Source organism: Sphingobacterium sp. ML3W (assembly GCF_000747525.1).
Classification (GTDB): domain Bacteria; phylum Bacteroidota; class Bacteroidia; order Sphingobacteriales; family Sphingobacteriaceae; genus Sphingobacterium.
Genome location: NZ_CP009278.1, coordinates 139,995 through 161,243, shown reverse-complemented (window position 1 = coordinate 161,243; position 21,249 = coordinate 139,995). Strand labels below are relative to the sequence as shown.

General features: G+C 35.5%; 23 protein-coding genes. 18 read left to right on the top strand and 5 right to left on the bottom strand.

Going from position 1 to position 21,249, the window contains the following annotated elements:
• Nucleotides 1–249: 249 nt before the first annotated feature.
• Complete coding sequence (gene apaG, locus KO02_RS00790) at nt 250–636, bottom strand: Co2+/Mg2+ efflux protein ApaG (RefSeq protein WP_038694991.1); 387 nt, start codon at nt 634–636, stop codon at nt 250–252.
• A gap of 125 nt (nt 637–761) precedes the next feature.
• On the opposite strand from apaG, the gene KO02_RS00785 reads away from it, so the two are divergent.
• The 9 genes from KO02_RS00785 to KO02_RS00745 all read left to right on the top strand — a co-directional run bounded on the left by KO02_RS00785 (nt 762) and on the right by KO02_RS00745 (nt 10,720).
• Nucleotides 762–1,469, top strand: coding sequence for an SAM-dependent methyltransferase (locus KO02_RS00785; protein WP_038694989.1), 708 nt, complete (start codon nt 762–764; stop codon nt 1,467–1,469).
• 557 nt (nt 1,470–2,026) lie between these two features.
• Nucleotides 2,027–2,524 (top strand): hypothetical protein, encoded by a 498-nt coding sequence (locus KO02_RS00780; RefSeq protein WP_051959707.1) that lies wholly within the window; start codon nt 2,027–2,029, stop codon nt 2,522–2,524.
• Complete coding sequence (locus KO02_RS00775) at nt 2,514–3,614, top strand: Nif3-like dinuclear metal center hexameric protein (protein ID WP_038694987.1); 1,101 nt, start codon at nt 2,514–2,516, stop codon at nt 3,612–3,614. The genes KO02_RS00780 and KO02_RS00775 overlap by 11 nt, the downstream gene beginning before the upstream one ends.
• Nucleotides 3,614–4,366, top strand: coding sequence for a zinc ribbon domain-containing protein (locus tag KO02_RS00770; protein WP_038694985.1), 753 nt, complete (start codon nt 3,614–3,616; stop codon nt 4,364–4,366). Before KO02_RS00775 ends, KO02_RS00770 begins: the two co-directional genes overlap by 1 nt.
• A gap of 154 nt (nt 4,367–4,520) precedes the next feature.
• Nucleotides 4,521–7,820 carry a S41 family peptidase gene (locus KO02_RS00765; protein ID WP_038694983.1) on the top strand — a complete coding sequence of 1,100 codons (3,300 nt, stop codon included), beginning with the start codon at nt 4,521–4,523 and terminating at the stop codon, nt 7,818–7,820.
• 296 nt (nt 7,821–8,116) lie between these two features.
• Nucleotides 8,117–9,046: a CPBP family intramembrane glutamic endopeptidase gene (locus KO02_RS00760; RefSeq protein WP_158500253.1), complete on the top strand. Its 930-nt coding sequence runs from the start codon at nt 8,117–8,119 to the stop codon at nt 9,044–9,046.
• On the top strand, nt 9,021–9,236 hold the full coding sequence (locus KO02_RS00755; RefSeq protein ID WP_038694979.1) for a DUF2007 domain-containing protein: 216 nt from the start codon (nt 9,021–9,023) through the stop codon (nt 9,234–9,236). The genes KO02_RS00760 and KO02_RS00755 overlap by 26 nt, the downstream gene beginning before the upstream one ends.
• Before the next feature lies 1 nt (nt 9,237).
• Complete coding sequence (locus tag KO02_RS00750; protein WP_038694977.1) at nt 9,238–10,038, top strand: phosphatidate cytidylyltransferase; 801 nt, start codon at nt 9,238–9,240, stop codon at nt 10,036–10,038.
• A gap of 10 nt (nt 10,039–10,048) precedes the next feature.
• Complete coding sequence (locus KO02_RS00745; RefSeq protein WP_038694975.1) at nt 10,049–10,720, top strand: DUF2461 domain-containing protein; 672 nt, start codon at nt 10,049–10,051, stop codon at nt 10,718–10,720.
• Nucleotides 10,721–10,727: 7 nt separating this feature from the next.
• On the opposite strand, the gene KO02_RS00740 is transcribed toward KO02_RS00745, so the two are convergent.
• On the bottom strand, nt 10,728–11,912 hold the full coding sequence (locus KO02_RS00740) for an anhydro-N-acetylmuramic acid kinase (RefSeq protein ID WP_316929680.1): 1,185 nt from the start codon (nt 11,910–11,912) through the stop codon (nt 10,728–10,730).
• Between the two features lie 118 nt (nt 11,913–12,030).
• Between KO02_RS00740 and gcvH the strand changes: the two genes are divergently transcribed.
• Entirely contained in the window at nt 12,031–12,411 is a 381-nt protein-coding gene (gene gcvH, locus KO02_RS00735) for a glycine cleavage system protein GcvH (protein WP_038694972.1), read from the top strand.
• Between the two features lie 62 nt (nt 12,412–12,473).
• Here the strand turns inward: gcvH and KO02_RS00730 are convergent, their stop codons facing one another.
• The 3 genes from KO02_RS00730 to mqnB all read right to left on the bottom strand — a co-directional run bounded on the left by KO02_RS00730 (nt 12,474) and on the right by mqnB (nt 15,061).
• Nucleotides 12,474–13,217, bottom strand: coding sequence for a DUF6263 family protein (locus KO02_RS00730; RefSeq protein ID WP_038694970.1), 744 nt, complete (start codon nt 13,215–13,217; stop codon nt 12,474–12,476).
• Nucleotides 13,218–13,305: 88 nt separating this feature from the next.
• Nucleotides 13,306–14,292 (bottom strand): pyruvate dehydrogenase complex E1 component subunit beta, encoded by a 987-nt coding sequence (locus KO02_RS00725; RefSeq protein WP_038694968.1) that lies wholly within the window; start codon nt 14,290–14,292, stop codon nt 13,306–13,308.
• Between the two features lie 139 nt (nt 14,293–14,431).
• Entirely contained in the window at nt 14,432–15,061 is a 630-nt protein-coding gene (gene mqnB / locus KO02_RS00720; protein WP_038694965.1) for a futalosine hydrolase, read from the bottom strand.
• A 106-nt stretch (nt 15,062–15,167) separates the two neighbouring features.
• Here mqnB and KO02_RS00715 point away from each other — a divergent pair, with 106 nt between their 5' ends.
• From KO02_RS00715 to KO02_RS00680, 8 genes are all read left to right on the top strand, one after another.
• Entirely contained in the window at nt 15,168–15,581 is a 414-nt protein-coding gene (locus KO02_RS00715) for a 6-pyruvoyl trahydropterin synthase family protein (protein ID WP_038694964.1), read from the top strand.
• 27 nt (nt 15,582–15,608) lie between these two features.
• A complete protein-coding gene (folE, locus tag KO02_RS00710) occupies nt 15,609–16,238 on the top strand; it encodes a GTP cyclohydrolase I FolE (protein WP_038694962.1) in 630 nt (209 codons plus the stop codon).
• Nucleotides 16,239–16,471: 233 nt separating this feature from the next.
• Nucleotides 16,472–17,107, top strand: coding sequence for an O-methyltransferase (locus KO02_RS00705; protein ID WP_038701921.1), 636 nt, complete (start codon nt 16,472–16,474; stop codon nt 17,105–17,107).
• 22 nt (nt 17,108–17,129) lie between these two features.
• Nucleotides 17,130–17,657 (top strand): glucosaminidase domain-containing protein, encoded by a 528-nt coding sequence (locus KO02_RS00700; RefSeq protein WP_051959706.1) that lies wholly within the window; start codon nt 17,130–17,132, stop codon nt 17,655–17,657.
• Nucleotides 17,658–17,670: 13 nt separating this feature from the next.
• Complete coding sequence (locus KO02_RS00695; RefSeq protein ID WP_038694960.1) at nt 17,671–18,498, top strand: glucosaminidase domain-containing protein; 828 nt, start codon at nt 17,671–17,673, stop codon at nt 18,496–18,498.
• Between the two features lie 85 nt (nt 18,499–18,583).
• Nucleotides 18,584–19,315, top strand: coding sequence for a hypothetical protein (locus KO02_RS00690; RefSeq protein ID WP_038694958.1), 732 nt, complete (start codon nt 18,584–18,586; stop codon nt 19,313–19,315).
• 29 nt (nt 19,316–19,344) lie between these two features.
• The gene (locus KO02_RS00685; RefSeq protein ID WP_038694956.1) at nt 19,345–20,373 is read left to right on the top strand and encodes a DUF3078 domain-containing protein; all 1,029 of its coding nucleotides are present in this window, start codon (nt 19,345–19,347) and stop codon (nt 20,371–20,373) included.
• Nucleotides 20,373–21,248, top strand: a complete 876-nt coding sequence (locus KO02_RS00680) for an N-acetylmuramoyl-L-alanine amidase (RefSeq protein ID WP_051959705.1) — start codon at nt 20,373–20,375, stop codon at nt 21,246–21,248. The genes KO02_RS00685 and KO02_RS00680 overlap by 1 nt, the downstream gene beginning before the upstream one ends.
• Nucleotide 21,249: the final 1 nt, after the last annotated feature.

Genomic DNA, 21,249 nt, shown 5'->3' with positions numbered 1-21,249 from the left:
AAGAATAAATGACTATAGTCATTTTATTAAGAGTTTTTAAACGTTGTTCTTTAACAACTGCATGCATAACAATTCGATTATCTTATGCTTATTTAAAAATAGGCACGATGAATCTTTGCATGAATCAGCTTGATTAATTAAATCATAATCTATACTGAATGATATATGTTGCAAAAGTAAGCAATTTCCACCTTTTTGTATGTAATCTTTGGAGAAGAAGTGATAAGATGAAATGCAGGTGATATTGATTTAATTTAATACGTAGTTGGCTATTAAATTGAATCTTGGTATATCGACTTGGAAAGTTGTTTCATCAATCAATTTGACCATGTTGTAATATCCCTCCATATACCCTATTTCACTTTTTAAATTACAACCAGATGTATACTGATGTATTTGTCCGGGCGCTATTATGGGTTGTTCGCCAACCACGCCATCTCCGTAAATTTCATTATGATCACCAACCGAATCGAAGATGTTCCAATATCTGCTGATAAGCTGAATACTGGAATCACTTAAGTTCTCAATACTTATTTGATAAGCAAACATAAAATGCTCTCTTTCGGGATTCGAATATTCAGGTTGAAAAATGCATGCTACTGAAATTTTTATTCCTTCTGTTATTTGAGTCGTCATAATCGTATTTTCTGCTGTGCAACTAAGTTACTAATAATGAGATAAAATACTGAAAAAATGAAAAGGTTTTACATTAAATTGAAAAATATCGCCAATATGGATGACATTTTAGTAGGTTTGTATATATGGAAAAAGGCACATTATTTTTGATTCCAGTACCACTAAGTGAGGAGGCATCTTCAAAATCATTTACTTCTTATTTAGTAGATACGATCAATAGTTTGGACGAGTACATTGTTGAAAATGAAAAAACTGCTCGCAAGTTTTTGAAACAAGCAGGTTTAAAGATTCCGCAAAATGACTTGACCATTTATGATTACGGTAAACATGCTAGAGATAAAGGAAATATAAAGGATTTTTTTAAGGGGCTATTAGCCGGTAAGAATGTCGGACTGATGTCTGAGGCAGGCTGTCCTGGTGTTGCTGATCCAGGAGCAGATATTGTGGCGGAAGCTCATCGTGTTGGAATTAAAGTAGTCCCTTTGGTAGGTCCGAGTTCTATTTTATTGGCACTAATGGCCTCTGGATTTAGCGGACAAAAATTTGCTTTTCAAGGTTATTTGCCAATTGATAAAGTTGATCGTTCTAAAAGAATAAAGGAATTAGAGCTTCAGGCTACGAAAGAGAAACAGACTCAGATTTTTATTGAAACTCCTTTCCGTAATAATCAGCTTTTGGCAGAACTTTTGAAAACGTGTAAAGGGCAAACCAACCTATGTGTTGCATGTGATATCACGGATGAGAATGAATTTATTAAAACGATGACTATTGATCAATGGAAAAAGAGAACCGATGATTTTCATAAAAGACCAGCAATCTTTTTAATGTTTTAGCAGCCTACATGGAAGTTCTCCCCTACCCTATTTGAAAATTGCTCATGATTAATATGGTTAATCATCTTTTAATAGATTTAAAGACTATTTTAGAAAGTAAGTGAGTGATCAATTACATGTTATTAATACAAAAAGAGCTTCCAAAATATATTTCTTTTTTCGTGATATTTTGCTCATTCTATAATTCTTAAAGAGAATATTTTTTAGTCTATTTGTCATAGCGCTGATTATCAGGTTTTTATTCTATTTATATCTACTTTTGTTTTAACATTTAGTGTTCAATTTGCTGTTAATCAGGTCAGTGGTTTTGTGGTTATGCAAGGGGAAGCTGCACCCTACTCTACGGCGGTCCCGAAGATGCAATTATAGTGGATTTATCGAAAAAAAAGTATGCGTAGATTTACCGAGATGACGGTAAAATCAGGCTCGATATTACTATTATGTAATAGCAAAAGAAAAAGGACGCAAAAAATCATAGAAAAGTCAGGACCTCGTTATTCACAGTTAAAGAAATTAAAAGAATTGGTATATTTACTTCATAAAGAGAATTAGCATAAATGGATCAAGCAGAATTACAAGAACAGCTATTGAAAGAAATTTCTAAGCCTGAGTTTATTTATACAGTGATTGCGGTATGGACTGTCCGTATTATTATCTGGTTATTTTTTGCCAATACGATCAGAAAGACTTTAAAACTGATTGCGATAGAAAATCAATGTATAAAACCCAATCAAGTATTTGGAATAGCTATTCCATTTTTTAATATTTACTGGAATTTTGAAGTGGCAAAGCATTTGAGAGATTCTTTGATTAATGAATTTTATGACCGTAAGATTGCGACTGAAGAGGCACCTAGCTATAAAAAGGGTTCTCTCTATAGTTGGGTATATTTAGCTACGAATATACCTCTTTATCCTATTGCTGCTCTAGCTCTTATCTTTCATTTCATCACTATGATCAACTATTGGATTGAAATAAATAATTATAAACGTATATTAGAGCAACACAATACTTTCAGATCACAAGAAGAATTAGAAAAGACACATGAAGATTAAAGAAATTACATCTTATTTGGAACAGATAGCGCCATTGGATCTACAAGAATCCTATGACAATTCGGGTTTGATTGTTGGTAATCCAGATCAGGAGGTTTCAAAAATATTGATTTCTTTGGATTGTACGGAAGCTGTAGTAGCTGATGCAATTGCCAAAGGTTGTAATTTGATTGTCTCCCACCACCCTATTGTTTTTAAAGGATTAAAAAGATTCAATGGAAACAATTATGTAGAAAGAACAGTGATCAAAGCAATTCAAAATAACATTGCTTTATATGCTATCCATACAAATTTGGATAACGTAACTGGGGGGGTAAACTCTAAGATAGCTACTCTATTGGCCTTGCAAAATCAAGCAATTTTAGAACCAAAATCTAATCTTTTATATAAGCTCGTGGTATATGTTCCAAGGAGCCACGTAGAATCGGTGAGAGAAGCACTTTTCGAAGCTGGTGCTGGTCGAGTTGGGGCTAAGTATGATCAATGCAGCTTCAATACCGCAGGTTATGGTACCTTTAGACCTAATCGAGGTGCAGAGCCAACTATTGGAGAAATTGGAGTACAGGAAAGAGTAGAAGAAACTCGGATTGAAGTCATCTATACGAAGGCAATAGAACGTAAAGTACTGATTGCTATGTATGCTTCCCATCCTTATGAGGAAGTGGCATATGATGCTATTAGATTGGAAAATAAAGATCAGGAAGTGGGCGCTGGAGTCATTGGAAATTTAGAAAATCCGATGTCCGAATTAGACTTTTTAGCTTATTTGAAAAATAATTTGAATCTTCACGTTATTAAGCACACGGCTTTACAAGGAAAGCCTGTATCCAGAGTCGCTGTATGTGGTGGTTCAGGGGGCTTTTTATTAAATGCTGCCAAACGCTCTGGAGCTGATTTTTTTGTCACTGCAGATTATAAATATCATGAGTTTTTTGATGCTGAGAATGAAATTGTGATTGCAGATATTGGACATTATGAAAGCGAACAATTTACGCAAGAATTATTGTTCGATATAATTACAGAAAAATTTCCTAACTTTGCAGTCCTAATAACAGAAGTAGATACAAATCCTATAAAACACTATTGTTGATGGAACAAACCGTAGAACAAAAATTGAAAGCATTATGGTTATTACAGGCCATACATACTAAAGTAGATAAAATTCGCCAAATTAGAGGAGAATTACCTATCGAGGTTGCAGATCTTGAAGATGAAATTGCGGGTTTAGAAACACGTATCGAAAAGATCAGAACAGACTTAGATGAGTTAGAAGATTCTATCGTTAAGCGTAAGAACATGATTAAAGACGCTCAAGCGGCAATCAAGAAATATGAAAGCCAATTGAACGAAGTAAAGAACAATCGTGAATATGATGCTATATCGAAAGAAATTGAAATTCAAGGATTAGAAATCCAAGTTTGTGAAAAAAGAATTAAAGAATTTGAATTCGAAATTCGTAACAAAACAGAAAACTACGATACGACAGTATCTAATTTAGATTATAATAAAAGTGAGTTAGAAGGTAAAAAGAAAGAATTGGAAACAATTACTTCTGAAACTCAAAAAGACGAAGATGATTTGTTAACTAAGGCTGCAAAAGCTGAAGGTGACATTGATGAGCGTTTAAATAAAGTATATTACCGCTTACGTAATTCATTCAAAAATGGTTTAGCAGTTGTTTCAATCGACCGCGATAGCTGTTCTGGATGTCACAATAAGATTCCTGCACAATTACAATCTGAAATCCGTCAGCGTAAGAAAATAATTATCTGTGAACACTGTGGACGTGTATTAGTGGATGAAGGTGTTGTTTTAGAAATTGAACAAGATTACGGTTTTTAAGGACCATACATATTGATATTTATAGCCCCAATTGAAAAATTGGGGCTTTTTTATTGCAACTTATTTGATATAAATAGCTTATAGCAGCTGAATGCTAAATTATTGATTATTTTTGCAACTCAATAAAATACCCTATTATATATAATTTAAATATATGTTAAAGACTAAACTTAAATTTTTAGGATTAGTAGTGGCATTATCAGGTGCTTTCTCGGTGGAAGCACAAGAAACTTTGCTATTGAGAAGTCCCAGTATTAGTGCTGAAAATGTTGCTTTTGTTTATGGTGGAGATATCTGGATTTCGGATAAATCTGGAGCCAATCCAAGAAGATTAACAACAAATCCAGGAGTTGAACAAAATCCTGTAATCTCCCCAGACGGTAAAAATATAGCTTTTACTGGCAATTATGACGGTAATACTGATGTGTATGTCATGCCTATTAGTGGAGGTGAACCGAAAAGAATTACATTTCATCCTTCGTCGGATGTGTTGAGAGGCTGGTTAAATAATAATGAGGTGTATTATACAACCACGCGTGAATTTAATTATGCATTGAGTCCGCGTCTATACGTGTCCTCGGTAACAGGGCTTACACTTGATAAATCTTTACCAATGCCCGAGGCCTACCAAGGAAGTCCTTCCAAAGATGGGCGTTACTGGGCTTATATTAAAAATACAGACCCTACAGAGCGCGATCGCGTAGCTTTCAAGCGCTATAGAGGCGGCGGGATGCCTTCCATATGGATTTTCGACACTAAGACCAACCAAATTGAAACAATCCCAGGAGAGCGCTCTAATGACGTAAAGCCGGTTTGGCTAGATTCTAAAGTTTACTTCCTCTCTGATCGTGATAAAATTGTCAATATCTACTCTTATGATGTAAAAACAAAAAAAGTGGAGAAATTAACAAATTTCACTGATTATGATGTTAGGACCTTAGCTGGTAATGGCTCGGAATTGACATTTGAACAAGAAGGGAAAATCCATATCTATAATATCAATGCTAAATCAGCATCAGCTTTGAAAATCGATGTGAGTGGAGATGCATTGTATAAAAGACCGCATTATGAAAACATGCGTGCTGATATACGTAGTCTCACAATTTCACCTACGGGGCAACGTGCGTTGATTGAAGCGAGAGGTGAGATCTTCTCAGTGCCAAAAGAAAAAGGTGATGCGCGTAACATTTCAAATTCACCTGGAGTCCATGAACGCTTTCCGAGTTGGTCTCCCAATGGTAAATGGATATCTTATATTTCGAGTGAGAAAGGAAAATATGTACTCCAATTGCGTGATCAATTTGGAAAAGATGAGCCTTTAACTTATACATTAGGCGAATCTAATTTTTATTTTGAACCGACATGGTCTCCAGATTCGAAAAAACTGTTCTATAACGATTCACATTTAAATCTATTTTACATTGATATTGATACGAGAAAAATTGTCAAGGTAGATGCAGATATTGAAAGTGCGCAAACGGGGCGTGTATATAATCATTTTCAGCCTAGCTGGTCACCTGATTCGAAATGGATTTCTTATATAAAGACACTCCCAAATGCGGTTCCTGCTATGTTTTTATATCATATCGACAGTAAAAAAAGCACACAGATTACTGATGGTATGAGTGCTATACGAGCAACTTCTTTTAGTAGGGATGGTAAATATTTGTTTTTTACGGCAAGTACTAATGTCGGTTTGACAAATTCTGGACTTCATATGTCAGCGACAGAGAGACGTGCAAACTACTCGGCATATGCATTTATTTTATCCAGTAAAACGGCCTCTATTTTCAAGAATGAAAGCGATGAAGAAACTGTAAAGGAAGATAAAGATGAAATAGAAAAATCGAAAGAAACAACAAAAGCTGATAAAAAGGGGAAAGAGAATAAGAAAGAAGAGCCAAAGAAGGAAGCTGCTAAATTGGCTGTTCAACCTACGGCCATAGATTTTGATAATATCAACAATCGCATTATTGCACTTCCAATTGGTGAAGGGATCTACGGCATCAATGGAGGAGTAGCAAATCAATTGACCTATGTGAAAAATGGGACCTTAAATGCTTTTGATTTTACAGATTTGAAAGAAAAGGATCTTGTTGCAGGTATCCGTTCTTATGCGATCAGTGAAGATGGTAAGAAGATGATCATTCAAACCAGTGCTGGTATCAATATTGTCAATGCCGGTCAGAAGGTTGCAAGCCCAACTACAGGAGCGTTGAAGTTAGATAATATCAAACAATTGGTTGACCCTGTTGCTGAGTGGAAGCAGATCTTTGATGAGGTATGGGCAATGCAGAAAGATTATTTCTATGTTGAAAATATGCATGGTGCAGATTGGAATGCCATTAAAGAAAAGTACCAAAAGTTTCTACCGTATGTCAGTCATCGTTCTGATTTAGGTTATCTACTGAATGAGATGATGGGTGAGATGGTTGTAGGTCATAATTATATCTATCCTGGTGACCAGCCAAGTGGACCTTCAGTGAGTGTAGGGGTATTGGGAGCAGATTATTCGGTTGATAAAGGATTCTATAAAATTGATAAAATCTTTACGCGATTGGACTGGAATCCATCCTTCAAGGCTCCATTATCAGAACCTGGATTAAACATTAAAACAGGGATGTATCTAGTTGCAGTTAATGGTAGCGCAGTAACGGCGGATGTGGACTTTTACAGTTTATTTGATAATACAGTAGGTAAACAAGTGAGTATAAAAGTCAATACGAAACCTAGTTTAGTTGGTGCTAAAGAATATGTTGTGAAACCGATATCATTTTCTGATGAGATGAGCTTGAGGAGTACAGAATGGATGGAGCGAAATAGAAAACGTGTAGAAGACTTGAGTAAAGGTCAGATTGCCTATATCTATATGCCCAATACAGGTGCTGAAGGATATACTGCATTTAATCGCTATTACTTCTCTCAAATGGATAAAAAAGCCGTTTTGATTGATGAACGTAATAATGGTGGTGGTTGGGTTGCCGACTATGTGATTGATCTGTTGTCCCGCGATTTAATAGCAGGATGGGGAATTCGTGATGGAAAAGGGTTCAATACACCAGGTAATGGTATATATGGTCCAAAAGCGATGATCATCAATGAAAATGCGGGTTCTGGTGGTGACATGATGCCTTATATGTTCCGCCATAAAGGATTGGGTAAATTGGTAGGTCGTACCACCATGGGCATTTTGGTTGGGATCAGTGGCTATCCTCCATTGTTAGATGGTGGAAAGATTACATCACCAAATTTCGGAGTTTATGATTTGAAAGGGAATTATATTATCGAGAATGAGGGAGTTGCGCCAGATATTTTTATCGAGCAAACACCAAAAGATTTAATTGAAGGTCGCGATCCTCAGTTGGAGAAAACCGTTCAAATCTTGTTGGAAGAAATGAAAACTTATCCATACAAAGATTTGAAAAAGCCCGCGGATCCTGTTCGTGTCAATTAATCTGATAATTTAATATAAAAATGGCCCGTTTCATATGGTATGAAACGGGCCATTTTTATATGTAGCTATTGCACGCTTTCAAGTTGATTTATACTATTTACAAAACGGGAGAGAAATCGCTCAATTTTAAATAGCTAATACCTCATTTTTATGCATATTAAGTATTAGCATCCTTCTAGGGTCTTGTAAAGATGTTTACAACATATAAAAACCAAGAATAAGCAGTTATATCGCTGCAATGATATCGGAAATCTAATCTAATTTATTTAAGTTTATCAAAAAAAGGAATGTATTACATGGAAGAATTAACAACCAAGATTAGCCCCGGAAAATCATTAATTAAATTATTGTTATATATGATTGTTTTAGGCACGAGCATTCAATTATTATTTATGGGGTTGGTCGGGCTGTATATGAAAATTTTGCATCCTGATAATTCTTTCAGTTTTTCTTTTTTACAAGATAGCTCGGGTGCTCTTAAGATGCTGCTGCTCAGCAGTAGTATTGCTACTTTTATTTTACCTGCTTGGCTTTTATATCGTACAGAATTGGGAGCTAACCTATATTTTGAAAGACTTAAACAGGTTTCCTTGCGACAGTATCTTTTTGTCTTTGCTGCGATGCTGTGCTTTATCCCGATGATGTCTGTTATTTCATATTGGAATGAGTCGATGCAATTGCCAGAAAGTCTTCAAGGGGTGCAACAATGGATGAGAGCGAGCGAGGATAGTGCTGCTGTTATGACAAAAAAGATTGTAGAGGAGTCTACGTGGTCGGGGCTTTTTATCAATCTCTTTATATTAGCAGTTGTGCCTGCTATTGGGGAAGAGATGGTTTTTAGAGGTTGTCTTCAAAATATATTTGGACGCTGGATTGCCAATAAGCATGTCGTCATCTGGGTAGTAGCCATATTATTTAGTGCCTTTCATATGCAATTCTTTGGATTCTTCCCGAGAATGTTGCTTGGCGCTTTCTTTGGCTATCTTTATGTGTGGAGTAAAAACATCTATTTACCGATTTTCGGGCATTTTATCAATAATGCAAGTGCCACGGTTATTGCATTCTACTACACAAGAAAAGGAATGGGTTTTGAGGAAATGAATGTTTTTGAACAAGAACCAAATTGGGTTTATCTTGCAAGCTTAATATTTACTGCTATTTTTGTAATATTATATTATCATTCAACTAAAAAAATAGTACATGGAACAAGGCTGGAAGAAGATTAAAATCTATGCAAATGCAATAGAAGCTGAAATCGTCAAACAAATGTTAGAAGAAAGCGGTATACCTGCTATTGTGTTGAATAAGCAAGATTCATCTTATCTTGTTTTTGGTAAGATCGAGCTTTATGTCAATCAGGAAGATGAAGAGCAGGCAATAAGTCTTATTGATTCAACGACAGAAAAAGAAAATTAGCATGAAAACTAGAGCTATTACTGGATTTTTCTTCATTATTATCATGGTGGGTGCCATGCTATTGGGTGCAAGTGTGTTCTTAGGTTTTTTTACTGTATTAACCGCTTGGTGCCTATATGAGTTTTATGGTATTGTGAGTTCTGATGAAAGAAAACCCAATCAGTTTTTAGGCATATTGACCACTTTTGTTTTATTTATCACTACTGCCCTATTTAGTTTGGGTTTGTTGGAGGCAAAATTTATTTTGTTAACTATTCCGTTTCTCTTAGGAATTTATATACAGGCTCTTTTTCAAAAAAGAGGATTTCCCTTTAACGATATTGGTTTTACTCTTTTAGGTATTCTTTATGTCGGATTTCCGTTTTATTGTTTTACACGATTAGGTTTTATTGATGCAGAATTTAATCATTTTATCCCCTTAGGATTCATGATTCTATTATGGACGAGTGATACCGGTGCATATTTGGCAGGAAGGTCTTTAGGAAAACATAAATTATTTGAACGCATTTCTCCGAAGAAAACTTGGGAAGGCTTTTTGGGGGGCATTATTTTAGCGGTACTGGTATCAGTATTCCTTGCTCAGTATTTTGGCACTATACCACAGTGGCAATGGATACTTGTAGCCGTGATCATTGCTGTGTTTGGTACATTAGGTGACTTGGTGGAATCTATGCTGAAACGTAGCTTAAATGTGAAAGATTCGGGTCATATCTTACCAGGACACGGTGGGTTTTTGGACAGATTTGATGGTTTGTTGATCGCCGCACCTTTAGTTTATTTACTTTTATTGTTAGTAAATTAAGAATAAATATATGGGACATTTAAACCAAAATACCTTCACCTTTTTAGAGGATTTGCAAAATAACAATACACGCGAATGGTTTGCTGAAGAAAAAGATCGATATGAAACTGCATTGGCTGATGTACGTCAGTTTGTAGGTGACTTGATTACTGAATTGTCTCAGTTTGATCCACATATTACAACAGATATTCAAGCAAATAAATGTTTATTTCGTATCTACCGTGATACCCGTTTTTCAAAAGATAAAACACCTTATAAGAATTGGTTTGGAGCAGGGATTTCTATTGATGGAAGAAAATTGGACGGTCCTGAATATTATATTCATATATCCCCAGGTAAATCATTTATAGCATGTGGTTACTGGCGACCAGCCAAAAAGCATTTGGATGCTATTCGTCAGGAAATCGATTATAATGGCGACAGCTTTAATTCAATAGTTGAAGATCTGAAACAACAGCATGACCTATCTTTAGAGACTGAAGATAAACTTAAACGACCTCCAGCAGGTTACGATGCCACACATCCGGAGATAGAATTCTTGAAGTTAAAAAGCTTTGTAACACATAAAAATATAGCAGATACTGTATTGACCGGTAAAGATGCTTTAGGTAATATAATCGCTTCTTATAAAGCAATGCTCCCTTTAAAGCAATATTTACACGAAGCGATTGATAATGATTAGCGGTTATTTATGGAAGACTGATTTTCCCCATACAGACTGCTGGTGAGTCTTTTATTTGGGTAACGTTTTCTTTATTACCTACCAACGTTTCGTTTGCTAAAAGGGCGAATAAGACAGCTTCTTTAGCATCAGGGTCTATGCCTAGATGTTCAAAAGATGATACCGTATATTGTGGGAGACCGGTTTTAATTTTAGCTATTAACAAGGGGTTGTGAAGGCCTCCTCCACTGATATAGATGTGTACATTGGTCAAACCTTGTGCTTGTACACTTATTGCTTCAACGATGCTTGTTGCTGTAAATTGATTTAATGTTGCCATAATATCTTCATTACTGATATGATCGCACTTTGATTCCGCTATACATTTTTGCAGATAAGCCAAATTAAATAATTCGGGTCCTGTAGTCTTAGGAAATTTGTCTTTTAGAAAAGGTTCTTGAAGGAGCTGTTTTAAAAGCTGCTCATTTACCGTTCCTTTCTTTGCAATCAAGGCATCTTGATCCATTTCGATATCAAATACTTCTTTTGCAAATTGATTCATGATGGTGTTTCCAGGACCAATGTCCGTGGCAAATGCTTGCAAAGCACTGTTTTGGCTGGGGATAAAAGTATAATTGGCGATTCCGCCTATATTTAATAAAAAACGATTTTCTGAAGGGTGTGAGAAAAGTAAATAATCACCATAGGCCGCTAAAGGCGCTCCCTCCCCACCTGCAGCAATATGCTTTTGTCTAAAATCAGCAATAGTTATGATGCCAGTTTTTACGGCAATATGATCCGCATCCCCTATTTGGAGCGTGCTATTGGGAAGGTAAATGTCTTTTGTCAGGCTTTGTGGGGCATGGAAGACCGTTTGTCCATGGCTAGCTATGCAATCAATAGCTTCATTGGGTATTCCCCAATCAAGAAGAGCCTGATTGATGAGTGTAGCATGGACATTGCCAATGTAAGCATGAAGACCGCATAACAATTGTTGGTCGATCGACCTTTTCGCAAAGATGCCTCTTACATGCCTTCTAAACTCGTCGTCGTAATCTTTTGTTATAAAATGTGCTAAGCTTATCTCAGTAGATTTACCGCTGTTTCTTATTTTGCAAAGGGCAATATCAAGTCCATCCAAAGATGTTCCTGACATGAGTCCGATGACATAACGAGTATCTTTTTTTGCAATTTCGTAAAGCTTTTCAATCATGAAGTTCATCCTTTAAAAGTAGTGACAAATTATGATAGAATACACAAGATTTTTATGATATAAATATATTTTGTAACTTCATGGCGTAATTAAATATACGATTAAAAAAAAAGTAAAAATGAATTTTCCAGCAGAATTAAAATACACTAAAGATCACGAATGGATTCGTGTTGAAGGTGATGAGGCCGTTATTGGTATTACTGATTTCGCGCAACGTGAGTTAGGGGATATCGTATTTGTAGACATCAACACGATTGGTGAAGAGGTGGCTGCAAACGAAATTTTTGGAACAATCGAAGCTGTAAAAACTGTTTCTGATTTATTCATTCCAGTTACAGCAACTGTATTAGCTGTTAATGAAGCAATTGATGCTTCTCCAGAGTTAGTGAATTCTGATCCTTATGGCGAAGGTTGGATTATTCGTATCAAATTGAATGATGTAGCTGATATCGACGCTTTATTATCTGCTGATCAATATAAAGAAGAAATCAACGCGTAATTTTTAACATTTACGTTCAATAAAACCAGGAAAGAGCCGTTATTTGACGGCTCTTCTTGGTTTTATTGTATTTCTAATTTACTGTTAACATCAATATCATCTTTTTTAACTTTTGTTTCGATGGTAGCGGCTTTTATATAATGTGTTTTTGGATTTAAAATGTAACTACCTATAATCGACCCAATAGACTCGCCATCTGCACTTATGTTTCCCTCAGATGAAATGGAAATTCCATCTGCTGAAATACTTTTAAGGGTATAGGTTTGTTCTATTGGACCCAAAGTTTTATTATTATTTATTGCCTTCCATTGTTCCCCGATTTTTAACTCACGGTTCGGATATTCAAAAGATGCCTCTTTAAGCATATTGGGATCGAATAGCTCATTACCTTCAGGTATATTTTCGACATCTTTTACTTTACCATCTAAAGCCATAATGGCTACGATAGGTTTATTCAACATGTTTTTAACCTTTTCATGTATCTGTTTAGAAAACTCATTAGCATCTGGATTTTCGGAATCATAATTAATCGTCATCATACCAGCATCCATTTCCATAATCATTTGTGTATACATGGTCGAATAGGTCAATGTGCTATCCGTAGAAGCGGTATTAGTGGTCTGTGATAGCATGATAGCATCGACCATAGTGCTTTGTGCACCCGCATTGATATCGACTGTCATATGTAATTTCTGCGCAATGGGATTATCGAGGTCTGGTTTCAGTCTTAATAGCACTTTGTCTTGAGCAATTAGGGTTGAAATTATAAAAAAAGACAAAAATGCGAGTGATAAGGTTTTGATCATGTTGAATTAGTTAGTATAATATAGCCTAAATTAAAAAAGTCCTTTGGTATTACCAAAGGACTTCGTAGAATTAAGCAATAAAATGCTTTTATTTTTTGATGTAAGAAACTTCTTTTACCGCTTTTACCACCTTTGCTACATTTGGAAGTGCTGCTTCGATTAATGTAGCTGCGTAAGGAAGAGGTACGTCTGCTGCTGTAATACGAACGATAGGTGCATCTAAATAATCAAATGCATTACGTTGTACGGAATAGGTTATTTCAGAAGAAATAGATGCCAATGGCCATGCCTCTTCCACAATAACTAAACGATTTGTTTTCTTAACAGACTCGATAATCGTTGGGTAATCAATGGGACGAACCGAACGTAAGTCAATTACTTCCACACTGATACCTTCTTTTGCTAGTTCTTCAACAGCTGGTAATACAACACGTGGAACCATTTTACCAAAAGATACGATTGTAACATCAGTACCTTCTTTTACAATATTCGCTTTACCAATAGGTAAGTAATATTCTTCTTCTGGCACATGACCTTTATCACCATACATAACTTCCGATTCCATAAAAATAACTGGATCCGGGTCGATGATAGCAGATTTTAATAAACCTTTTGCATCATAAGGATTGGAAGGAATAACAACCTTTAAACCTGGAGTATTTGCATACCAGTTTTCAAAGTTTTGAGAGTGTTGAGCTCCCAATTGTCCTGCATTACCAGTTGGACCGCGGAATACTATCGGAATGGAGAATTGACCTCCACTCATAGAACGGATCTTAGCAGCAGCATTGATAATTTGGTCAATAGCAACTAAAGAGAAGTTGAATGTCATGAATTCAACGATTGGTTTCAAACCGTTCATCGCAGCACCAACTGCGATACCAGCAAAACCTAATTCTGCAATAGGTGTATCTATTACGCGTTTAGCTCCGAATTCATCCAGCATACCTTGGCTTACTTTATAAGCACCATTGTATTCTGCAACTTCTTCTCCTAATAAAAATATTGTTTCGTCTTTACGCATTTCTTCGTTCATTGCTTCACGAAGTGCTTCTCTGAATTGTATCTCTCTCATCAGTTGTAAAATAGTGTCAAATTTTAGATTACAAATCTACTATTTATTATTGATATTTTGAGGGTCATTCCCTTCTTAATATCCTCTTTTATGTCATTTTTTAATAAAAGGATGGCGAAATATGCAATTTCAATCAATTCTAATCCGGATAGATTTCAGTTAGAATTTGAAAAAGGGTCCTATTACTATTTTTTATTGCTAAAGGGATGTTCCACGTGGCACGATTACGTTTCTCTACATAATTGGATATACCACGTATCTGTATGCTTTGGCACGGAGTCTCCATGGCCACTAAAAATACCGCTGCTCCCTCCATAGATTCTATGAGCGCTTCTGGGATTTGAGTCCGCAATTTTTTAATCTCAGATTCATTCCCATGTACTTTATTGACTGTGATTCCCAGGCCTGACGGTAATGTTTTCACTAATTCAATGGTATTTTTATTTTGTTGAGCAAAATAAATGGACTGGCCAAAGCCAAGTTCATTGATGGAGATAAATTGGTCATCATCTTCCGCTCCTAATTCGGAAAATACATCTCGATCAATTGAAACGACGTCTCCAATAGACAGTGAGCGGTTGAAACATCCTCCTATACCAATGTTGATAATCAGATCATATTTATTTCTAGCGAGGTGTTTACCTAACGCATAAGCAGTATGAACCATTCCAACACCAGTAATCAAATATTCGGTGTCGGGATATTGATCTATTCGGTCAATAAAGGGTTGAATTTCAAACTGTGTTGCTGCTACTATAAGTGTTTTCATACGGAAGAACCTTTGCACAATATTAATCAATAATTTACGCAAATGTGATTGTAATCACTTTTCTGAAAGTGATATTTTGCTTACAAAGACGTATCTTTGTGGTATTATGGTATATATCACTCGTCGTGAGCGCTTTTGCGCTGCACATAAGCTTTACCGGGAAGATTGGAGTATTGAAAAAAACGAAAATGTTTTCGGCAACTGTTCGAATGTTAACTGGCACGGTCATAATTACGATTTGTTTGTAACGGTCAAAGGTGACGTAAATCCAACAACAGGTTTCTTGATTGATTTAAAATTGATGAAAACCATTATATTGGAACATATCGTAAATAAAGTTGATCATAAAAATATAAATCTTGATGTCGATTTTATGAAAGATAAGATGGCTTCAACGGAGAACATTGCCATAGCAATCTTTGAAGTTTTGAAACCATTATTTGAGGAAGAACAAGTGCAATTGCACTGTATTCGTCTTCACGAAACAGAAAATAATTACGTCGAATATTTTGGCGACTAATCTTATACACTAATTTATTTAATAACTATGAGTAATCACTCATTTGAAGAAGAAGAGTTAGACGGCTACGTTAAAATCGATCAATACAATCAAGAAAAAGTCGATCGTATTGCAGCACATTATACAGATATTTTAGAATCTCTGGGTGAAGATCCAAATCGTGAAGGGTTGTTGAAAACGCCAGAACGTGTGGCAAAAGCATTACAATTTTTAACGCACGGTAATAATATTGATCCGGCTAAAATATTGCAAGGTGCCATGTTTGAAGAGGACTATAGCCAAATGGTTGTAGTAAAGGATATCGAGGTCTATTCAATGTGCGAACACCACATGTTACCTTTCTTTGGAAAAGCACATATTGCATACATTCCTAATGGACATATTGTGGGTTTGAGTAAAATTCCACGTGTAGTGGATATTTTTGCAAGAAGACTACAGGTTCAAGAACGTTTAACAAATGAAATTCGCGATTGTATACAGGAAACCCTAGGTGCTAAGGGGGTGGCTGTAGTTATTGAATGTAAGCATATGTGTATGGCAATGCGCGGTATCCAGAAACAAAATTCGGTGACTACAACGTCTGCTTTTACGGGAGCTTTTCAAAATGATGTAACACGTTCAGAATTCTTAAAGTTAATTACAGCAAATTTGATGTAATTCAATAATAAATGATAAAATTTAAAGCCCAATCTTTCAAAAAAGATTGGGCTTTTTTTTCTTTTAAAATTAAACTTTTGTAAAAACAGTCAATCTTATGAAAGTGTTTTTCTGGTTCATAAAGCTAGTTTTGATTTTTGTCATAATACATACATAAATATTAGTTGGCTGATTTTTAAATAGTTATGTTTTATTTTTTCGGTTTATAAATCATGTTCAGTAATTTTGTTGTTATGGACATTTGTAATGAGCAGTTAGAATCCTACTTAGAGCACACTTGTGACGATGAAAATTCGTTGCTTAAAAGCGTAAACAGGGAGACTTATTTGAAGGAAACGATGCCCCATATGTTATCTGGACATTACCAAGGTAGAGTGCTTGCAATGTTAAGTAAATTGATCAGCCCAAAGACTATTTTGGAAATCGGTACGTTTACTGGATATGCTACGCTTTGTTTAGCTGAAGGCTTGTCGGAAAATGGTGTTCTACATACAATAGATATCAATGCCGAACAGGAAGAACGTGTGCAGGGGTACTTTGATCAGTCTGAATATGCTTCACAAATTACCTATCACATAGGAGATGCGGCAGAAGTAATTCCAACTATTCAAGGAAGCTTTGACCTCGTGTTTATAGATGCAGATAAGAAGCGGAATCATTACTATTACGAATTAATCTTAGATAGAGTCCCGTCTGGAGGGCTGATTTTAATCGATAATGTCTTGTGGAAAGGCAAAGTATTAGATGAAAATCCAGACAATCAAACAAAGCAAATCATAGATTTGAATGAACAATTAGCTCAGGACCAGCGCATCGAAAAGGTTTTGTTACCAATTCGAGATGGACTTTTTGTATTACGCAAAAAGTGATTAGTGGACTAAATGATTCTTTATGAATTTTAAAACATTAAAAAACTATGTTGCTGTATTAATTTTGATCTTAGGTAGTTATACAGCTACTTTAGCTCAGAGCAATCAATTTTATATTGATAAATACAGCCCCATAGCACAAGAAATGATGCAGGAACATGGTGTTCCAGCGTCCGTTATTTTAGCGATTGCTATGCATGAAAGTGCACATGGTAATAGTAAGATAGCGAAAAATTTAAACAATCACTTCGGTATTAAAGGGAAAAATAATAGCAAAGTGATTCGTTCAGCATATAAAGGTTATAAATCAGTTCTTGATTCTTATAATGACTTTATATCATTGGTAAAACGAAAGAAAACCACATCTTCCTTATTTGAGGAAAATCGGGGACAGAACTACAAAGCTTGGGTAGGCGCTTTAGCAAAGGCAGGATACTCAAGAACTAAAGATTGGTCTTCAAAGGTGATCAGAACAATCGAATTGTATAATTTAGATAGTTTTGACGATAACTCTTCCAACAAAAATAAGAGACTCTCCGCTTTAAAGTAATTCCACATAGAAAATGAAGAAACTTGCTTTTATCTTACTTGCTTTTACTGTTTTTTTTAGTTCGTGTTCCTCGAAAAAAAGCGCTGTATATAAAGGTAGTACACATCGTGGCAATACGACAAAAAATAAACCGGGTAAGTTAAGACCAGCTGTTTCAGGAAATGCCTATGTTGAGAAATATAAAGAAATTGCGATTTCTGAAATGAACAGGTATGGTATTCCTGCCAGTATCAAACTTGCTCAAGCATTATTGGAATCGGGCAATGGTAATAGTTATTTGGCGACTAAGGCTAACAATCATTTTGGGATCAAGTGTGGTGGTGTTTGGAAAGGAAAGTCAATTACACGACCTGATGATCATATCAATGATTGCTTTCGTGTTTACGAAAGTCCTGAGCAATCTTTTCGCGATCACTCCGAATTTTTATTGCGTAAACGTTATTCTGATCTATTTTTACTCAATAAGAATGATTACAAAGGTTGGGCAAAAGGACTTAAGGCGGCAGGATATGCCACCAATCCTAGATATCCAGATTTGTTGATCGATATGATAGAGCGGTATGAGCTTTATCAATTTGACCGAATAGAAACACGGGTGGAGAAAGAGAAAAGGGAAGTTATCGTAGAGAAAGAAATCATTCACAATACGATTGAAGTACCCGTAGCTCAAACAGAACAGATCAAGAGCCCCGTTGCCATGCGTATACATGAAGTACAAGGGAAAGATACATTATACTCATTAAGTAAGATTTATGGAATTTCGGTGGATCAAATAAAAGAGTTAAATGGCTTGATTGATACCAATTTATCGGTAGGGCAACTTTTGGTGATTTCGAAGTAAATAATCAAAAGATGTTAAATATTTCTCTTTTGGCAAGCTAAAACGTAGTTTTACGAGAGTGAAGACTCTGATAAATATTGTATTAATGTTTTTTTTGATTGCCTTAGGATCTACGGTCTTGGCACAAAAGAAAATAGAAGGTATTGTTTCCGATATCAATACAAAACAAAGAATTTCCAAAGTAACAATTAGAAATCCGAGGACCAAGGAAGAAGTCTTTAATAATATTAAAGGGGAGTTCTCTATTTCTGCTGAAAAGGGCGATATATTAATCGCTACAGCCAAGGAATATTTTGCAGATACGGTTCTCATTGACAAATCTTTAGTCATATTATTTCATCTGAAACGCGAATCTATTTATATAGATGAGGTTTCTGTGGTTGCAAAAAAAGATCCTGATGAGGTATTAAAAAGAGCGAAATATGATTATGAAAAAGCCTTTAGACTTTCTGATCCTGGCGATTTATTTTCTGTAGGACAGAATGGAGCAGGATTGAGTATCAATTCTATCTATAGTCTTTTTAGTAAAGAGGCTAAAAATGCGAAAAGATTAAAGAAAGTGATCGAGAGCGATTATAAAGACAATGTCATTGATTATAAGTTTTCGGAAACATTGGTCAGTCGTACGACAGGATTAACAGGTGATGAGCTCCATAAATTTAGGAGAATATTTAAACCGAGCTACTTTTTTATCATCAGTAGCAGTCAGTATGAACTGACAAATTACATCAAAGACAGCTATGAAAAATATCGAAAAAATCCTGCGCGATATTTTATTGATCCATTACCAACAATAAATCCTATTTTAGTACCTTAAATTTAAGAAAAGAAAAAGCGTCGCTTGTTATGAAGTTACAATCCTTATTTGCCTTATTAATTCTTGGCTTATCGTGTGGCACGGTCCATGCTCAGGTTAATTTGAAAGACCTTAGAGTAAAGCCTGATTCAGTTATTTCGGAGAATAAACAAGAAAATATCTCCTTAAAAAATATTAGACCAATAGTTCCTAAATTAGAATTGCAAGTAGATTATTGGAAACATTGGACAAGATTTGGGATCAATATTAATCAAGCTGCTTTCAATGATGACTGGAAAGGAGGAGGAGTTGGTTCTACCGCAGTTGGATTAATTGCAAATCATAAATCGGATTATACCAGAGATAATTTCAACTTTGTTACTGAAGTGGATTTGAGATATGGTAAGATTAAAAATAAAAGTCAAATTGCGAAGAAAAATAATGACCGTATCTTTTGGGACAATAAGCTGTCTTATAAATTGTCTCCTAAATGGGCCCTGTATACCTCTTTAACATTTGAATCGCAATTTGATGATGGATTTAAGTATACGACAAAGGATGGAAAAGATACGATCGATTATATAGAGAACGCTTTTATGGCGCCAGCTTATATAACCGAATCGCTGGGTTTTGAGTATAAGCCAAGTAATTCTTATTCTATTCGTTTTGGTACGGGGACGGCCAGACAGACTCTTATTTTAGATAATCGTATCAAACCCTTAACTGTTGAACAATACAGTCAAAGATACCCTGATCGTGATCCAATTGAAAATGATCAAGAACGCTTTGGAGTTGAAGGAGGAAAGATGTTCAAAAATGACCTCGCTTTTCAGATAACTGGAAATATGGATAAAAATTTCACGGATAAATTGAACGTAAAAGCACGTTATAATTTATTTGCAAATTATAAGAAATTGAATGATCCATCTCATCGTCTGGATGTAACGGTTACGGCTAAGGTATCAAGAGCTATTAATGTGAACTTGAATGGAGTTTTGATATACGATTCGGATATTATCTCAAGAGTTCAATTAAGTGAAACATTAGCGTTGGGATTAGTTTTTAACCTCCCTCGATAATGCTTTTTAAAAATAAAATTGCCTTTCTGACCATATTTTGTTTTGCTGTAGCCGTTATCGGTTGCAAGAGCAAGTCAAGTATGGCCAAGAAGGTACTTGTGGCTCCAATTGTATCCGTTAAATTAGATACGGTTATCAAGACGGTAGTCGTACATGATACGATTCCTAAACTGAGTTTAGGTGAACACAAAGTATGGACATTGGAAAAGGCTGGTCTTCATAATGATGTGCGACAAGAAACAGCCATTCATTATGATATTCGTAAACCCAACTATGTCATTATTCATCATACGGCCCAAAATAGTCTTAATCAAACAATAAGAACATTTCAGGTTGAGCATACAAAAGTAAGCGCTCATTATGTTATTAGTCGCGATGGTATAATTGTTCAGATGCTGAATGATTATGTGAGAGGATGGCATGCGGGTCTTTCTAAATGGGGTAGTATCACTGATATGAATTCGATTTCTATCGGAATCGAATTAGATAATAATGGGAAAGAAACTTTTCCCGATGCCCAAATTGAAGCATTGATACAAGTTTTAGATACTTTGAAATCAAATTATGGCATTCCCTCTTCTAATTTCATTGGCCATGCTGATATTGCTCCGGCCAGAAAAAATGATCCAAGCGTTTATTTTCCTTGGAAAAGATTGGCAGATAGGGGTTTTGGGTTGTGGTACAATCCGAGTGAACTGGTATCCGCTCCAGACAATTTCAATCCGATAGATGCTCTAAAAATTATTGGATACGATACGAGGAATTTGAAGGCTGCAATTGTAGCTTTTAAAAGGAAGTTTATCGTCAATGATGTAAGTCCCGAACTCAGCGTATACGACAAAAGTGTCCTATACAATTTATATCAAAAGTATTAAG

Excerpts from the sequence above, each read along its gene's own strand:
- KO02_RS00680 (WP_051959705.1), top strand. The coding sequence starts at position 20,373 with ATGCTTTTTAAAAATAAAATTGCCTTTCTGACCATATTTTGTTTTGCT.
- KO02_RS00730 (WP_038694970.1), bottom strand. The coding sequence starts at position 13,217 with ATGATCAAAACCTTATCACTCGCATTTTTGTCTTTTTTTATAATTTCA.
- KO02_RS00725 (WP_038694968.1), bottom strand. The coding sequence starts at position 14,292 with ATGAGAGAGATACAATTCAGAGAAGCACTTCGTGAAGCAATGAACGAA.
- KO02_RS00785 (WP_038694989.1), top strand. The coding sequence starts at position 762 with ATGGAAAAAGGCACATTATTTTTGATTCCAGTACCACTAAGTGAGGAG.
- KO02_RS00685 (WP_038694956.1), top strand. The coding sequence starts at position 19,345 with ATGAAGTTACAATCCTTATTTGCCTTATTAATTCTTGGCTTATCGTGT.
- mqnB (WP_038694965.1), bottom strand. The coding sequence starts at position 15,061 with ATGAAAACACTTATAGTAGCAGCAACACAGTTTGAAATTCAACCCTTT.
- KO02_RS00745 (WP_038694975.1), top strand. The coding sequence starts at position 10,049 with ATGGGACATTTAAACCAAAATACCTTCACCTTTTTAGAGGATTTGCAA.
- folE (WP_038694962.1), top strand. The coding sequence starts at position 15,609 with ATGAGTAATCACTCATTTGAAGAAGAAGAGTTAGACGGCTACGTTAAA.
- KO02_RS00690 (WP_038694958.1), top strand. The coding sequence starts at position 18,584 with ATGTTTTTTTTGATTGCCTTAGGATCTACGGTCTTGGCACAAAAGAAA.
- gcvH (WP_038694972.1), top strand. The coding sequence starts at position 12,031 with ATGAATTTTCCAGCAGAATTAAAATACACTAAAGATCACGAATGGATT.
- KO02_RS00695 (WP_038694960.1), top strand. The coding sequence starts at position 17,671 with ATGAAGAAACTTGCTTTTATCTTACTTGCTTTTACTGTTTTTTTTAGT.
- KO02_RS00740 (WP_316929680.1), bottom strand. The coding sequence starts at position 11,912 with ATGATTGAAAAGCTTTACGAAATTGCAAAAAAAGATACTCGTTATGTC.
- KO02_RS00750 (WP_038694977.1), top strand. The coding sequence starts at position 9,238 with ATGAAAACTAGAGCTATTACTGGATTTTTCTTCATTATTATCATGGTG.
- apaG (WP_038694991.1), bottom strand. The coding sequence starts at position 636 with ATGACGACTCAAATAACAGAAGGAATAAAAATTTCAGTAGCATGCATT.
- KO02_RS00760 (WP_158500253.1), top strand. The coding sequence starts at position 8,117 with ATGGAAGAATTAACAACCAAGATTAGCCCCGGAAAATCATTAATTAAA.
- KO02_RS00715 (WP_038694964.1), top strand. The coding sequence starts at position 15,168 with ATGGTATATATCACTCGTCGTGAGCGCTTTTGCGCTGCACATAAGCTT.
- KO02_RS00755 (WP_038694979.1), top strand. The coding sequence starts at position 9,021 with ATGGAACAAGGCTGGAAGAAGATTAAAATCTATGCAAATGCAATAGAA.
- KO02_RS00775 (WP_038694987.1), top strand. The coding sequence starts at position 2,514 with ATGAAGATTAAAGAAATTACATCTTATTTGGAACAGATAGCGCCATTG.
- KO02_RS00700 (WP_051959706.1), top strand. The coding sequence starts at position 17,130 with ATGAATTTTAAAACATTAAAAAACTATGTTGCTGTATTAATTTTGATC.
- KO02_RS00770 (WP_038694985.1), top strand. The coding sequence starts at position 3,614 with ATGGAACAAACCGTAGAACAAAAATTGAAAGCATTATGGTTATTACAG.
- KO02_RS00780 (WP_051959707.1), top strand. The coding sequence starts at position 2,027 with ATGGATCAAGCAGAATTACAAGAACAGCTATTGAAAGAAATTTCTAAG.
- KO02_RS00765 (WP_038694983.1), top strand. The coding sequence starts at position 4,521 with ATGTTAAAGACTAAACTTAAATTTTTAGGATTAGTAGTGGCATTATCA.
- KO02_RS00705 (WP_038701921.1), top strand. The coding sequence starts at position 16,472 with ATGGACATTTGTAATGAGCAGTTAGAATCCTACTTAGAGCACACTTGT.